At 39.3% G+C, this 14,196-nt stretch carries 20 protein-coding genes; 5 read left to right on the forward strand and 15 right to left on the reverse strand.

Features of this window, described 5'->3' with window-relative positions; all coding sequences use genetic code 11:
* Positions 1 to 21: 21 nt before the first annotated feature.
* Positions 22 to 897 (forward strand): IS3 family transposase, encoded by an 876-nt coding sequence (locus tag ACYQ3Q_RS21495; RefSeq protein WP_459927236.1) that lies wholly within the window; start codon positions 22 to 24, stop codon positions 895 to 897.
* A 375-nt stretch (positions 898 to 1,272) separates the two neighbouring features.
* On the opposite strand, the gene ACYQ3Q_RS21500 is transcribed toward ACYQ3Q_RS21495, so the two are convergent.
* Positions 1,273 to 1,614 (reverse strand): winged helix-turn-helix transcriptional regulator, encoded by a 342-nt coding sequence (locus tag ACYQ3Q_RS21500; RefSeq protein WP_459930541.1) that lies wholly within the window; start codon positions 1,612 to 1,614, stop codon positions 1,273 to 1,275.
* Between the two features lie 112 nt (positions 1,615 to 1,726).
* Here ACYQ3Q_RS21500 and ACYQ3Q_RS21505 point away from each other — a divergent pair, with 112 nt between their 5' ends.
* Positions 1,727 to 2,119 carry a pyridoxamine 5'-phosphate oxidase family protein gene (locus tag ACYQ3Q_RS21505; protein ID WP_459930542.1) on the forward strand — a complete coding sequence of 131 codons (393 nt, stop codon included), beginning with the start codon at positions 1,727 to 1,729 and terminating at the stop codon, positions 2,117 to 2,119.
* Between the two features lie 110 nt (positions 2,120 to 2,229).
* On the opposite strand, the gene ACYQ3Q_RS21510 is transcribed toward ACYQ3Q_RS21505, so the two are convergent.
* From ACYQ3Q_RS21510 to ACYQ3Q_RS21545, 8 genes are all read right to left on the reverse strand, one after another.
* A complete protein-coding gene (locus ACYQ3Q_RS21510; protein WP_459930543.1) occupies positions 2,230 to 2,589 on the reverse strand; it encodes a HepT-like ribonuclease domain-containing protein in 360 nt (119 codons plus the stop codon).
* Positions 2,573 to 2,869 (reverse strand): nucleotidyltransferase family protein, encoded by a 297-nt coding sequence (locus ACYQ3Q_RS21515; RefSeq protein WP_459930544.1) that lies wholly within the window; start codon positions 2,867 to 2,869, stop codon positions 2,573 to 2,575. Before ACYQ3Q_RS21515 ends, ACYQ3Q_RS21510 begins: the two co-directional genes overlap by 17 nt.
* Positions 2,870 to 2,942: 73 nt before the next feature.
* Positions 2,943 to 3,152: a VWA domain-containing protein gene (locus tag ACYQ3Q_RS21520; protein WP_459930612.1), complete on the reverse strand. Its 210-nt coding sequence runs from the start codon at positions 3,150 to 3,152 to the stop codon at positions 2,943 to 2,945.
* The gene (locus ACYQ3Q_RS21525) at positions 3,146 to 3,319 is read right to left on the reverse strand and encodes a cell wall-binding repeat-containing protein (protein ID WP_459930545.1); all 174 of its coding nucleotides are present in this window, start codon (positions 3,317 to 3,319) and stop codon (positions 3,146 to 3,148) included. The genes ACYQ3Q_RS21520 and ACYQ3Q_RS21525 overlap by 7 nt, the downstream gene beginning before the upstream one ends.
* Before the next feature lie 147 nt (positions 3,320 to 3,466).
* Positions 3,467 to 3,709 carry a hypothetical protein gene (locus tag ACYQ3Q_RS21530; protein ID WP_459930546.1) on the reverse strand — a complete coding sequence of 81 codons (243 nt, stop codon included), beginning with the start codon at positions 3,707 to 3,709 and terminating at the stop codon, positions 3,467 to 3,469.
* A gap of 78 nt (positions 3,710 to 3,787) precedes the next feature.
* Complete coding sequence (locus ACYQ3Q_RS21535; RefSeq protein ID WP_459930547.1) at positions 3,788 to 5,563, reverse strand: ABC transporter ATP-binding protein; 1,776 nt, start codon at positions 5,561 to 5,563, stop codon at positions 3,788 to 3,790.
* Positions 5,556 to 7,310: an ABC transporter ATP-binding protein gene (locus ACYQ3Q_RS21540; RefSeq protein WP_459930548.1), complete on the reverse strand. Its 1,755-nt coding sequence runs from the start codon at positions 7,308 to 7,310 to the stop codon at positions 5,556 to 5,558. The genes ACYQ3Q_RS21535 and ACYQ3Q_RS21540 overlap by 8 nt, the downstream gene beginning before the upstream one ends.
* Positions 7,311 to 7,318: 8 nt before the next feature.
* The gene (locus tag ACYQ3Q_RS21545; RefSeq protein ID WP_459930549.1) at positions 7,319 to 7,627 is read right to left on the reverse strand and encodes a PadR family transcriptional regulator; all 309 of its coding nucleotides are present in this window, start codon (positions 7,625 to 7,627) and stop codon (positions 7,319 to 7,321) included.
* Positions 7,628 to 8,273: 646 nt separating this feature from the next.
* On the opposite strand from ACYQ3Q_RS21545, the gene ACYQ3Q_RS21550 reads away from it, so the two are divergent.
* Both ACYQ3Q_RS21550 and ACYQ3Q_RS21555 read left to right on the forward strand, forming a co-directional pair.
* Entirely contained in the window at positions 8,274 to 8,540 is a 267-nt protein-coding gene (locus ACYQ3Q_RS21550; protein WP_459930550.1) for a type II toxin-antitoxin system Phd/YefM family antitoxin, read from the forward strand.
* Positions 8,527 to 8,844 carry a type II toxin-antitoxin system RelE/ParE family toxin gene (locus tag ACYQ3Q_RS21555; RefSeq protein ID WP_459930551.1) on the forward strand — a complete coding sequence of 106 codons (318 nt, stop codon included), beginning with the start codon at positions 8,527 to 8,529 and terminating at the stop codon, positions 8,842 to 8,844. The genes ACYQ3Q_RS21550 and ACYQ3Q_RS21555 overlap by 14 nt, the downstream gene beginning before the upstream one ends.
* A 302-nt stretch (positions 8,845 to 9,146) precedes the next feature.
* Here the strand turns inward: ACYQ3Q_RS21555 and ACYQ3Q_RS21560 are convergent, their stop codons facing one another.
* The 4 genes from ACYQ3Q_RS21560 to ACYQ3Q_RS21575 all read right to left on the reverse strand — a co-directional run bounded on the left by ACYQ3Q_RS21560 (position 9,147) and on the right by ACYQ3Q_RS21575 (position 10,873).
* The gene (locus tag ACYQ3Q_RS21560) at positions 9,147 to 9,245 is read right to left on the reverse strand and encodes an HRDC domain-containing protein (protein ID WP_459930552.1); all 99 of its coding nucleotides are present in this window, start codon (positions 9,243 to 9,245) and stop codon (positions 9,147 to 9,149) included.
* A 50-nt stretch (positions 9,246 to 9,295) separates the two neighbouring features.
* The gene (locus ACYQ3Q_RS21565; RefSeq protein WP_459930553.1) at positions 9,296 to 9,730 is read right to left on the reverse strand and encodes a hypothetical protein; all 435 of its coding nucleotides are present in this window, start codon (positions 9,728 to 9,730) and stop codon (positions 9,296 to 9,298) included.
* An 80-nt stretch (positions 9,731 to 9,810) separates the two neighbouring features.
* Positions 9,811 to 10,035, reverse strand: a complete 225-nt coding sequence (locus ACYQ3Q_RS21570; protein WP_459930554.1) for a helicase-related protein — start codon at positions 10,033 to 10,035, stop codon at positions 9,811 to 9,813.
* The gene (locus ACYQ3Q_RS21575) at positions 9,998 to 10,873 is read right to left on the reverse strand and encodes an IS200/IS605 family accessory protein TnpB-related protein (RefSeq protein ID WP_459930555.1); all 876 of its coding nucleotides are present in this window, start codon (positions 10,871 to 10,873) and stop codon (positions 9,998 to 10,000) included. The genes ACYQ3Q_RS21570 and ACYQ3Q_RS21575 overlap by 38 nt, the downstream gene beginning before the upstream one ends.
* A gap of 563 nt (positions 10,874 to 11,436) precedes the next feature.
* On the opposite strand from ACYQ3Q_RS21575, the gene ACYQ3Q_RS21580 reads away from it, so the two are divergent.
* Positions 11,437 to 11,592 carry a hypothetical protein gene (locus ACYQ3Q_RS21580; protein ID WP_459930556.1) on the forward strand — a complete coding sequence of 52 codons (156 nt, stop codon included), beginning with the start codon at positions 11,437 to 11,439 and terminating at the stop codon, positions 11,590 to 11,592.
* 128 nt (positions 11,593 to 11,720) lie between these two features.
* Here ACYQ3Q_RS21580 and ACYQ3Q_RS21585 read toward each other — a convergent pair whose 3' ends face one another.
* Positions 11,721 to 13,619, reverse strand: a complete 1,899-nt coding sequence (locus ACYQ3Q_RS21585; RefSeq protein ID WP_459930557.1) for an aldehyde ferredoxin oxidoreductase family protein — start codon at positions 13,617 to 13,619, stop codon at positions 11,721 to 11,723.
* Positions 13,620 to 14,123 carry a 4Fe-4S dicluster domain-containing protein gene (locus tag ACYQ3Q_RS21590; protein ID WP_459930558.1) on the reverse strand — a complete coding sequence of 168 codons (504 nt, stop codon included), beginning with the start codon at positions 14,121 to 14,123 and terminating at the stop codon, positions 13,620 to 13,622.
* Between the last annotated feature and the right edge of the window lie 73 nt (positions 14,124 to 14,196).

Below are 14,196 nucleotides of genomic sequence, written 5' to 3' on the forward strand. Positions count from 1 at the left end.
GCACGAGAGCTTTTTCATTGGATGTGGTTTCACAAAACTAAAGAGAAAACCAAGCACAGCATAAAAACCATGTGCAGAGTATTACTGGTTAGTGAAGCCGGATATTATAAGTGGTTAAAAAGGCAGTCCAAGCCTTACAAATACGAAGAACTTTTGGCTAAGATCCTTCAAATTCGTGCGGACAACCCGGACTATGGAGCATACAGGATTTATCTCCATTTAAAACTTTATCAAGGCTATACCGGTAGCTATTATGTAATCCTTAAGCTCTGTAAAATCAACCATCTTATGCTCAAGAAGAAACATCACTGTAGAGGAATAACCAAAGCAGATCTAGCCGCTCAAGCCAGTGCCAATCTCATCAAACAAGACTTTTCTGCAGTATCACCCAATCAAAAATGGCTTGGAGATGTCACAGAAATCCCAACGGCTGACGGAAAGCTTTATTTAGCCGCCGTATTGGATTGTTTCGATGGAAGTATCGTGGGATTTAAAATGGCAAATCACATGAGAGCCGAGCTATGTGTCGAAGCCTTTACCTCGGGTGTTAAGAGGTATCAAGCCTATGGGATGGTCTTTCATTCGGACAGGGGTAGTCAATACACAAGCGGGATCTACCGTCAAGCACTCGCCCAGCATGGTGCGAAACAGAGTATGAGCAGTACTGGTAAATGTTATGACAATGCCAGAATGGAGTCCTTTTTTGCCACATTAAAGAAAGAAAGCATCTATAAATTCAGAACCGAAACAATGAGTATGGAAAAGATTAAAAGCATAGTGTTTAGATTTATAGAAACCTATTACAATCGGAAACGAATTTACACTCCAAACGGAGGTTATCCGCCCCTAGTAATGCGTTCACAGTATTATCGAGAGCGTTTACCCCAAGCGGTGTAACAGTTAAGAGGCTTCGCCTCTTGAGTTTATCGCTTTTTGGTTCTCCTAAGGATAGAAATAAAGATACCAGGGTGATTAAATATATCCCCTGGCTATCCTTAGCAGAACTCTACCGGCCGCTCGTGTTGCTCTCCAGCATTTCACTATCCTGCCTGTAGATAAGAGCCAGTTATATTATAACCATAAATTGGTACTAAAATTACGAGTTTAGGGACTAAACCAAATTTGACAACTCCATATCCAGTATCTTTACGCTGATAGAAAATATAATTCAGAGAAGAGATGCATAATTACCAATATTGGCGTAAAGCTATAAGCAAGGAGGGCTTTTAACCAGTCGCTTCAATTCTCGGAGTTTTTAAATAGCTCATTGATCTATCTTTCTTTATCCTTCAAAGTTTCGATGTATTCGTTCCCCCAAATTGCCAATTCAGCCAAAACTTTTTTAAACTTTATCCCTATATCACTTAAAGAGTATTCGACCTTTGGTGGGACTTGCGGATAAATCTTTCTTTCGATCAATCCATACTCCTCCAAAGCGCGTAACTGTTTAGTCAGCGTTGACTGGGTTAAATCGGGCAACTGCCGCTGCAATTCTCCAAAGCGCATAGTCTTTATCCCGAGATGGTAAAGAATAATTATCGACCATTTACCCGAAAGAACCTTCTGGGCTGTTGTATAAGGGCATTTCCCAAATAAATCTTTCTCCGCTTCCATAATTGCCTCCCAATAGTATCTTTTTGGATACTATGTATTATAAATAATCGTACTTGTTATTTCAAGACTTTTATTATAAATTTATTGTATAAATTGAAAGGAGATTTCTTTAATGCAAGAAGTTTTTGATTTCTTAAAGAAGTGCCAGACTTATTACTTAGCAACCATTGATGGAGATCAGCCACGAGTTCGTCCCTTCGGAACTGTCAACATTTTTGATGGTAAGCTTTATATTCAGACTGGTAAGGTAAAGGACGTTTCAAAGCAAATGATAGCAAATCCCAAAATTGAAATTTGCGCTTTTAATGGCCAAGAATGGATTCGTATTCAGGCCGTTGCTGTAGAGGATGACCGTGTTGAAGCAAAGCAGAGTATGCTTGAAAGCTATCCTTCACTTCAGTCTCGGTATTCGGCAACAGATGACAACACCCAGGTATTGTATTTGCAGGACGCAACAGCTACGATAGCTACCTTTACAGGTGAACCAAAAATAATTAAGTTCTAATTTGCCATTTAATAGCCACTTAAACTATTACAAGCCACCGCCTGTGAACGGTGGCTTGTTTTTTTTCAAAGGACAACTGTTACACAAAGGAAATTACTGGTATGATAATCCTAGTAACAACAGAAAGACCTCTGAGAGGTCTTTCTGTTCAGCTTAAGCAAATCATTTTTAATAATATCGAATACCATAAAAGTATCAATATTTATATAGTCATGAACAACTCTATTCCTGAAACCTTTGATTTCCGACCAACTAATATCCGTATAGACAAGCTTTAGTTCATCGCTGATTTTCCCAATATTCTCACCCATGTTTGCAAATAGATTGAGTGTGGCGTTAAAATTCATTTGATCGTTATATTCATAAAATGCTTCAGCATCGGAACAATCCTTGGAATATAGAAGGATTTTCTCAATACTTTCCAGTAGGTTTAAAAGATACATGAGGTCGTTCCTAATGCATGGTAACATAGATGATCTCCTTTTTTGCTCTATGAAGCACTATTGGATTTGCATACTTGGCAATAACAATATCAATACGCTTATTTGTAAGCAATTGTAGCTCATTTTTCAGGACTGAAAGCAACCGATAATCAACATTGTCTTCTACGAGAATATCAATGTCATTAGATACCTCTCCCCTGGCAGTTGATCCAAATACTCCTATTCTACTCAAGCCGAATTTCTCAAAAAAATTGTTTTGAACCATGATGTCTTCCAACTGAGATATTTGATTAGTCTGCGCAAGCATTTCTATCACCTTCTTATTTTTCTATAATAATTTTATAGTTAAATTTTACCACATAAGCACAAGCATTGCTATCTTAACCCAACAAGTGTGGGAATTCATTCAATAGTCTCTCGTACAACTGTTCGTCTGATATCCGGTCAATATCATCAAGGGCAAAAAAGTTTGCATTATCGACTACTCTGCCTTCCATGGTATCTAACTTTTCGAGGATGCCATAGTTTTCTCGCCCAATTCCTACGAATTGCCAAAACAGCAGCAGTCTAGCGACATCAGTGATCAGAATATGTACTTGGCTGCCATCGGAGCACCTGTCAACGAGTCAATAAGGCTTGTATCGCTCCCATTGGCGAAGAACATGCTGCTACCGATAACAAGGTTTTCGAATTTCTTTAGCACTTCTGTGTTTGTATCAAAACGATCATATCCACCGATTCTCGTCGCGTTTGGCATTGTATCCTTTACAGAGTCGGATACAACCGCGGTTCGCCACTGTAATGATACCTAATCAATTCGAATAAGCCGCAAATTTCTTGTGAATTTAGAAAAAAATATTGTCATTTTCTTGATCACAAATGGGAGTAAGATTTACCTGCATTACTAAGTCTTTTCTGATCTTTTGCCCGGGCGCTTGGATGTGATGACAATCGGTAGGAACTTGGTATTATCCTTTGAGGAAACATAACCGCTGTAAAAAATAATGGCCTTTTCAATAAACTCACTTTGGCTCTTGCAGTTGTCCTGTAACAAGGCCACCCTGCCTGTCAAAGCGGCACACGGGACGACACAGCCGCCAAATCCGCGCCTATTTGCCTGCTGTTTACGCGTGAGTGCCCCCGCCATGTTTGGCGATATAGATAGATTTGCATTTTCTTTCGATGTACTCCCGCACCTGCGCGGGAACATATTTTTCATAGAACTTTAGTTCACTTTCCATCCAAGCGTTTCTAAACGCTTAAAGATGGCATACCATCCCTCTTTCACCGTGAGTTCTTGCGGTGTTCCACTTTCCATAATTCGTCCTGCATCCATGATATGAACAGTCTGCGCGTCAATAATTCCGGATAATCTGTGACTAATCGTTATAATGGTGCGATTTTCACTCACATCCCTAATGGCATCAAGAATAGCCTTCTCAGTTAATGCATCAAGACCAGAGGTCAGTTCATCCAGCAATAGTAAAGGCGGATTTGTTACAATCGCTCTAGCTAATGAAAGAAGTTGTGTTTGTCCATAAGACAGTTTTGCTTCACCTTCACCAATAATTGTATCAAGACTATTCTCAAGTTGCTTAACTGCTTGATCTAGCCCGACCGTTTCAAGCGCTTTCCAAGCTTGCTCAAGCGTTATGCTTTCGTCTCTTAGCGTTATGTTGTCTAGAATTGAACCATTAAATAGGTGAACATTTTGCGGTACAATACCAATGAGTTTACGTCTCTCTACCGCAGGAAGGTTAAAGGGATCAACGCCACCTATTGTAATTGTTCCACTCTTCACAGGATAAAGCCCGGCAATCAATGACATAAGCGTTGTTTTGCCAGAACCTGTTCTACCGGCAATCGCAACTTTAGTGCCTGTTTTAACGAATAGTGATGCTTGATTAATCACCTTAATGCCATCAGTGTACTCGAACACGACTTGATTTAAAACCACATCTATATTGGGGAGCTGATTGATTGAAAATAGATTTGCATCCGTTATATTTCGATTCATTTCTACTGGTTCAGCAAAAAATCCTTCGACACGATCCAGTCCAGCAAAAGCCTGTTGAATGGTTTGAATTTCTGATGCAATGGCTTCAATTGGTTCAAACATACGAACAAACAAATCAGCTACAGCTGCTAAAGTTCCTATTGAAAGCCCCAGTGCTAGTGACGTACCATTATTGGCGGCACCCACGACCAAAGCAAGGGCAATGACAATCGCTCTAACGACTTGCATAATGCAAGGAAACCATGCATCATAAACGCTATTACCATTCATAGCTAAACGATGAGCTTCAAGTTTCTCTTCGAACTGTTCAGAAAATAGAGACTCTTTACCAAATACTTTGATGACTTTAATCCCGGAGTAAACCTCTTGAATATTTGTGTTTATATCAGAAACTTTTTTCCTCACTATCTTCTGCTTCTCAAAAATGTTTTTTCGAAAATAATTCGATAGTAAAAAAATGACTGGCAATGCTCCGATAGCAATAAATCCGAGTGGCCTTGAAAGTACGAATAAGGTTGTAAAAAGTCCCAGTATTTTAAGTAGATCTGCAAGGGCACCGACAAGTCCTGCTGAAAACAATGTGTTGACGGCCTCTAAGTCCGCTGTAAATTTTGAGAGTGTTTCTCCAACAGGTACCTTCAAGTAATATTTCATCGGCAACTTTTGGAGATGCTCGAGCATTTGTTTTCTTAAGTCTAAAAGCATCCTTTGCCCTATTACCGTGGCACTGATCTCTCGAACAAAGTCCAGTATCCCTATGGCTAATACTGCAACTAAATAGATAAAAGCCATTCTCCACAATACACCCTCACCAGAAGTTAATGGCCCATCAACAATTTGTCTCAATACCAAGGATGGCCAAATATTAGCAATTGCGCCTATGCCCACAGTTCCAAATAGAAGGAAGAAATACACACGGTTGTGTATGAATACTGATTTTAAAGCTTTTTTGAGGAAGCTTTTATCTTGCATTTCTCTACGCATGTGCTTGTCCTCCTTCCATAAATTGTTGTGCACTATAGATTTCATGATAAAGCCCACGTTTATGCATGAGCTCATGATGGGTGCCGGTTTCTAATACGCTTCCTTGATCCAGCACTAAAATTTTATCAACGTTTTCAAATGCGCTTAAACGATGTGTTGCAATAACAACAATCTGATTCTTAAAATCCTCTTTAAGACGTTTTACGATTCGCTGTTCCGTAGCGATATCTAAGGCAGAAAAAAGATCATCTAATAATATAATGGAAGGTGTCTTATATATGGCTCTAGCCATAGAAATTCGTTGACGTTGTCCACCAGATACTTTTAAGCCTTTCTCACCAACTTGAGTTTTTAACCCTTTATCAAAACGATCTATATCTTCTATAAGTGCAGAAGTAGTTAAACAATTTACAAGTCCTTTTTCATTTTCTTCATCAGACATCCCAAGTCGGATATTCTCTTCAATACTCATAGAAAACAAAAATTGCTCATGTCCTGAGTAACCAATAATCTCATGTTTATTCGCATCAGGTACATCTCTTAATTGAACTGAATCTAGGATAATATCTCCATCATATGAGTATTGACCTGTAAGCGCATTAATCAAAGACGTTTTTCCAGAACCAACAGCGCCTGTAATGCCTATGATCTCTCCGGACTTTACTTCAAAACAAATGTCTTTTAAAACTTGTCTGGAACCATATGAAAAATCAAGATGTGATACTTTTAATTGATTCACTTTTAGAGAATTTAGTAATAGATGATTTGTCTCGTTCTCTGATTCTTGATAAATCATTTTTTCTTTAACCCGTTGCCACGCTGCTTTTGCACCATGCCAACGGTTAAAAACCTTTGCAGCAACTCTAGTTCTCCCTGAGAAAGCGATAAACATAACCATATACGCATTGAAAGATCCAACGGTCCATACACCATTTCTTACGTTTTCTCCACCCAACCCAATAACAATGACAATACCAAAGCCAGCGAGAAGAGCATAGATTGGTAAAAGCGACTGTTGTAATAGAATTTGCTTAATATTAAATCGAACTTGTTGATTATAGGCCTCCACAATAGTCTCTGTCTCAGATTCTTCCCTACCAAATAGCCTTAGTACCGATATTGCTGAGAGATATCGCTGAAGTCCAATGGTTGCTGTAGCTGCTGATTTCCTCGCATCGAGAGAGCAGCTGTACAAGACATTCCGCATCATATGGGCTAGCACTAGTGTGACAGGCACTAAAAGGGATGCCAGTAAAGTAATTTTCCAGTCCATGTATATTAAAACTGCAAAATACGAAAGCATTAATAGCCAGGTATCCCAGCCTTCATTGAGGGTTGACATAACAGTGTCTACCACTAAAGTAATATCTCCAACTGTTCGAGACATTAAATCACCAACAGTTTCCTTATCAAGTTCAGGTAGTCTATACTTTAGAACTCTATCTAGAAGAGTTTGCCGTAAATCGCAAGCAACATAGTTAAACTGATCCCTCATATACCAACGCTTAATAAACCTTGAAAACTGAAAAAATGACGTAACTCCAACAAAGTATATTGCTGAAAGTAAAACAACCTTTGTTGTTCCTCCACCGGCAGCATCAATGAGCTTGCCTAAAAATATTGGTCCTAACACAATTGCTGTATTATATAAGATTCCTGCTAACGACGATATAATAAACTGGAATTTGTACTTTAACAAATATTGAAACAGTGTTTCCCTTCCTATAGGTGGACCGAATTTTTTCATGTTCTCACCTACTCTTTCATTTCTTTAAATAATTCATGTGCTTTTGCTTGTGCTTCTTTTAATACGACCGCTCCCTGTGGTGTAGTACTATAATATTTTCTTATTTTCCCTTCCACATTTTCTTCCATTGAAACGAGTAGCCCGTCTTTCTCCATTCCATAAAGAATAGGATAAAGCGTACCAGAACTGATCGTGTACCCATGATGACTTAGTTCTTCTATCATCCATAGACCGTAAATCGGCTCCTTTGATGCATGATGAAGGATATGAATACTTATAAACCCTAAGAATAGTTTTCTTAATACTTTTTCTGCCATAGAACCTCCTCGATTCATTCTCGTATTTCGATTCCGTAATACGATATCGTTTTTCGATAACAATACCATATACGGAATCTATTTGTCAACAAGAATACCCAATCCCCAAAAAAGAGATGGTCTTATGAATTTTTCTAACTGTCATATGGCTCAGACTGTGTCAAGTAAAAACTAAAAAAATAAGACCAATCAATTTTTATAAACTTGATTTTTTAATACCTTTAATCATTAGCCAACCTGCAAGAAAGATTTCACTCCATATGCAACCAATATTAGGATACCCACAATAATCGACCTCGTTTTAATTGAGATTTTGTTAATCATAATTATAACTCCTTTATTTTATTAAATTTATAAGTTTTTCTATTTCTCTGTTAGACGGAGTGTCCACCCTCATACGAAAACATTCAAACCCATTTTTGAATATGATTCTACGATTCTTGGTCTATTCCTTCCAAATTGGTAAATTTGGGAATACTACATATTGAACTACTTCATAACTGAGATAATTTTTTTCTTTACTTAAAGAAATTGATTTCCTCTTCAATATGATCCAGATGAATATATTGAGAATGTAAGAACATTGTTGATGTAATGATAAAATTGAGATATAATTATGATAAGCAAACGCAAGGAAGTGCTCAGTATGATTCAAATCAGACCTGTTTCAGATTTAAGAAATAAATTCCCTGAGATTGAAGAGATGGTCGTTAAGGAAGGTCAACCTGTATTTTTAACTAAAAATGGTTATGGGACTATGGTTGTGTTAAGCTTGGAAAAATATGCAGAACTAACAGATGATATAGAGTTTAAACTTGATGAAGCTGATAGAGAAGCGAATTCAACTGATGTAAGATATACACACGACGAAGTTTTCTCAAGAGTGAGGACAAGAATTAATGCTGAGCGATAAATATTCGCTGAGATACCTTACCCGTTATGAACAAGACCTTAATGAAATTGTAGACTATATTGTATTTAAGCTGCATAATCCAGAGGTGGCAATCAATCTGGTAAAAATAATTGAAAATGCAATCCTAGAAAGGTTGAATTGCCCATTATCTTTTGAGCCGTTTCAATCAATTAGAAAAAGAAAGTACCCTTATTATCGGATTTATGTTGATAATTTTACTGTTTATTATGTTGTGATAGAGGATCTAATGGAAGTTAGAAGGCTGCTATACAACAGTAGAGATGTAGGTAGAATTATAAAATAAGATCTATATCTGGCATTGAAGGACCCAAAAGAAGTTTTCTGTAGCAGATTTTTGGCTCAGATTAAATCCAGATGGAATTATTGGCACTTCGTCCATGTACAACTAGGATGGGGCTGGGGCTGGGTCTTATGTTAGCTATAAAATGAACGAAGTGAATGACAAAAAATCGTGGGAGCCCTGAGTCCGATTTAAACCGGCCTGAGCTCCCGTTAATATGTCATATTTCTGTGTCTCGTTCCACGTTATAGACTTCACCCATAAACTTCTCTCCGGCCTCACGTATCCCTGGGTAGTTTTCAAGTCTAACCTTTCAGAATCCTGATAATTTCATCCCCGTACTTGGCGACTTTTTTCTCTGTATATCCCTTTACTTGTAGCAACTCTTTTCTACTTCTAGGCATAGAACTGATTAAGTCATCAAGTTCCTTATCTAAAAAAACATAGTAAGGTTTTATACCTTCGCCCGGTTCAACTTGTCCGTTCTTGATCCGCTTAATCGTTTCCTGAATGATATCACCTGACTTTTCCAGTGATCCAACTCTTCACAATAAGTCAAAGCAGTAGGAATGAAAGGTTTTGGTGTCGTCTGTCGTTTGATCCAGTTTTTGATCGCCCAAAGATTCAGAATGGTCTTGATCTTATTGGGCGAGACATCTTCACAGGCCGACGCTTCAGCCTGCTCATTCAGCTCCTTGAGGTGAATGATTTTTTCCTCATCGCTGAGTATTGTGAGTAGAAATTTTTCGATTTGCCCATACGTCTTTAGGATACTCAGGGAATTTTTCTTGCTTTCCTTTTTCTTGATAAAGGCATTCAGGTCTTTGGAATCTGCTAAAATCTTTTCATCACGCAAAAGACTGACAATCTGGATGACTTCCTCTTTCACAATGCCCAAATGATCGGAGATATAATCGATCCTTGCTTCCGCGACTTCATCACCGGAGCGTCCTTTGCTTTTACTGGAGATCAGTTTCTTAATGATCCTCGCTTGGTCTGATTCAACATCACAAAATGCTTGCTCAGGTCATCGTCATTAAACAGCACAAAACAGGCGGCCGAAATAGTTTCGTCCCGTCCTGCTCTTCCTGCTTCCTGAATGTAATTCTCCAGGGAATCGGAGATGTCGTAATGAATTACCAAACCAACATCTTTCTTATCCACCCCCATGCCAAAAGCAGAGGAGGCTACCATGATCTGAATCTCTCCTCACATAAAGATCTTTCCTACGCTCTAACCATAAACCAGGAGTATTCACTTCCTTCCTTTTTATGAATAGTTTATTAACTTGTTTACTAATCTCACTCCACTGGCTCCATTCGTTCTTTTGGTTGAATGCGATCAGATTTTTCTTGGGTACTAATTTGTCTCGTAGTAGCTTAGGTACGGTTTCTTTCAACCCATAACTTCGCCTTGCTATAACTAAGGCTGCTCCGTTATGGACATCGAGTCCGTATTGGTGACAATATTTATAAAGCCCTATTTTACTGGTATATTGGGGTCTAACCTTGACGAATTCGACACCGTTACGCAGACAACTACGTTCCAACATTTGGAGTAGCGTTGCGTAAACAAACTGACTGCTCACTCTAGCCAACTTACCCGCAACATCGCTTTCTTCCTTAAACTTCAAATCTTCCGCGGCGAGCCCACAATGGTTGGTTTTTGCCGTGTCTACCGCTTGTTTCACAAGTTCACCACATAAATTCGTTCGCCGGTTACTCCGACAGAAGGTTAATTCATGCTGTTTTAAATAGGTGTGCCCTCTGTAGTTACCGCTGTTATCAATCCTTATTAGCGCAAACCCATTAGGGTTCGTATCTGCTCCGATTATGTTGAGGTGCCCAGTGTCGACGACCTTCGCTTCAAGCTCTTCAAATGTAATGTGTGCGTAATACTTGCCATCTCGCTTGATCAACTCCACTTGGTAGGCAACACCTCGTTCTAACGAATCCATAAACAGTTTTCGGTAATGAACACCATTGACTTTACCGGTCTTTTTCGAGAGTTTTTGCGGTAAATAAATCGGCATTAAACCTTAATGGCTCTGTTCTTAACTGTTTTCTCAAGTGTTGAGATTTCTAAGAAACTTACTCCATCCTTAAAGACGACTCTTAAATTTGGATTACCGCCCTTTGATTATCACCACGACTGTAAAAACGGTTATTACGACGATCGTTCCATTCCTGTCTCGAAATTAATCCCTTACACCGTCTTAGAAACATCTCTTTCGTGCCAAAAGTAACCGGTGGGAAGGTCTTACTCGTCAAAAACGCTGTCCAATAATCTAGCTTTCTCTGACGTTTCGCCAATTTTGCGGTTAAGGCTTTAACCTTGCGTTCAGATAGCTAGGCTTTTTAAGCTTTTTGACAAGCGCCTCAACTTTTTTCCTATAGTTTTCATGGTAGAGCCTAACAAGTTCATGTTGTGAAACAATCGTCTGCCTTGCCGACTCCACCGCGTCTTTAGATTGCCGAATATTCAAGTCTTGATCAAGTCGAACAAATTACCTTCAGTGGTAAGTATGCCCAGCAGATTGAGCAACAGGTTCTATATGTTACCGAACGAGCAGTTTTTACCTTGGAAGAAGGGCAGATGACTCTTATTGAGATTGCACCGGGTATAGATATGGAAAAGGACATATTGGCACTGATGGATTTCAAACCTAGGATTTCTCCTGCTTTAAAAACTATGCCAAGCGAGATCTTTCAACCGGTGTGGGGAAAACTCAAACAAATTATTGAAGCATAAACGAAAGGTTAGGCAATGAATCTTGAATACACCGTTTGGTATGAGAAATTCTTACAGAATTATCCACCGAAATTCAAAGGGACAGGAAGGTTTTTTCTTCATGAGAAAACCTATCTGTCCTTCTGTATTTAGCAAAATTTCTGCAAGTCTCGATAGACATCTTCAAGGCCCAATTCAAAAAGAAGTTCCTTTGTGGGCATTGCTGTCTCGGGATCATACCTACGTGCTTTATAGAACTCATCGAGCATTGGTTCTAAGTGTACAACTGAACCTGCAGAGGGACCAGAGCTTTCTGGCAGCGGCTCAGTTACAAAACGTTTCGGAAGTATATCGTCCTTCCTTGTGAGTCCAAGTCTGTTATTAAACGCCTGCTCTATCGCCATAAGTCGTCTAGCGCAGTCTCTTATTTCTTCGGGTGTATAGTTAAATCCCGTCACTGATTCCAAGAATTCAGCAATTTCATCCATTGACAACAATTCCATACAGACCATGTTGTTCTTACAGACATTCATCATATCAGATAACGCGCACCAGTCCTGGAAATCTTGAAGAAGCAGCCCTTTCCCCTTCTCTTCAAGCCTTAAGGCCGTCTCAGGAATACCATATCGTCTTGCACCTTCTTCAACATCATTCGACATTTCAAAGAAGGGCTCTCCTCTTAAGTGGTCTCCTCCTCGGGTTGCTGTTGCAAAACATACTGCATATCCCTTCATTCCACGAGGTTCTGCTTGAATCATTTCAAGCCCTTTAACATGCATGGCATATTTCTCGGAACCCCTGCCAATCCTTTCAGCAGCTTTCCTGACACCCTCTGCCAGAACATCACCCCAACCTTCTCTATAGGAGATCATTTCTATAAGTTTAATAACCTCGTCCATCTTACCCCAATCCAGATCAAGTCCGACTTCTTCTTTGGAAATAATTCCTCTTTCAAGACATTCCATCGTCCAGGCAATGGTTTCCGAGGTTGATATTGCATCCATTCCTAATCGATTGCACAGATCATTGCACTTTAAGACTGCTGCCATATTAGAATTAAGAATTCTCGAACCAAAACCAGCCATTGCTTCATATTCTGGCCCTTCACCCTTTAGTCCTTCAAAATCTTTACCCTTCGGTACTACAAACCATCTTGAACAATGCAACGGACAGGCATGACATGATTTATTCTTCTTATTATAGTCCTGAGCCAGAACTTCGCCGCTTATTTTATGAGCTTCTGGGAAATGTCCAGTCTCGAAGTGCTTTGTTACTAAGTATCCACCTTCATTCAGGGGATTCACATTTCTTGGTGTCCCCATTATTGACCGAGATCCAAAATCCGGATGATTTAACATTCTTTCAAGAATCGTCTTATTCCATTTAAAATACTTCTCCGCATCAGCAACTTTAATACTTCCTGTTCCTCGTAATGCGACAGCCTTTAAATTCTTAGAGCCCATGATAGAACCCATACCAGTACGACCAGCAGCTCGAACAAGATTACAAAATACGCCGCTAAAGGTTACACCATTTTCTGCGGCCGGACCGCAGGCTGCTATCTGTATGAGTTTGTCCTTTAATTCTTGACGTATAATTTCTTGAGCTTCCCATGTATCTTTTCCCCATACATCAGCCGCATCTTTAATTTCAACTTGGTCATCATGAATATACAAATACACTGGCCTTTCTGCTTTGCCTTTAATAATAATCTGATCATATCCAGCATATTTTAACTCCGTACCGAAATGCCCTCCAGCGTTTGAATCGCCAAGTATTCCAGTGTGAGGAGATTTTCCACTAACATTCCATCTTGATCCCAAATAGCAATTCGTACCATTTACTGGTCCGACTCCAAAGATCACAATATTTTCTGGACCTAGCGGATCAGTTTCCGGACCGACCAAATCATATAATGATTTCATATTCAGTCCTCTGCCACCCACATAGTTTCTTGCTAATTCCATATCCAGGGGCAGCTTTTCTATTTCTCCACTCGTAAGGTCTACCATTAATACTGTGCCTGCATAACCGCAAATATCTTTCATTCATCTCCCCTCCCAGCGATCAACGATCTTTCTTGTTACTCTTTCCACATAGTCATCTCTTCGTTGTTGAGCTGACGCATTAATTTCCTTAAAGCTGTCCTCGTCATTTTCCAGTATTATTGCCTTTGTTGGACATTCTTTTATACAGTTAGGCGATCCTCCACATAAATCGCAAATAATAGCTTTTCTTGTTTTACTATGAAGAGTAGCTGCCCCAAAAGGACATTCCGTGACACATTTTCCACAGCCAACGCAAAGATTTTCCTTGACGATCATGGCACCTGTTAGAGTATTCTGGACTATGGCCTTGATAGGGCAAACACTAACACAAACAGGAGATAGACATTGCTGACATACTACTGGAAAATCCACGCCGATCGGTTCTAGTTTACTCACGTGAATACTCGAATTATAAATTCCGAATGCTCCATCATGACTGTACACACAGATGGTTTCACATAATCTGCAGCCTACACATTTTTCACCGTTAACTTTAATCTTCATAAATTTCTCCTTTGAAATGAGTGGGTGTTTGACACACTGCTAAAAAATCGTAGTGCCCAAGGCCTTGCCAATT

Source organism: Desulfosporosinus burensis, from assembly GCF_054657535.1.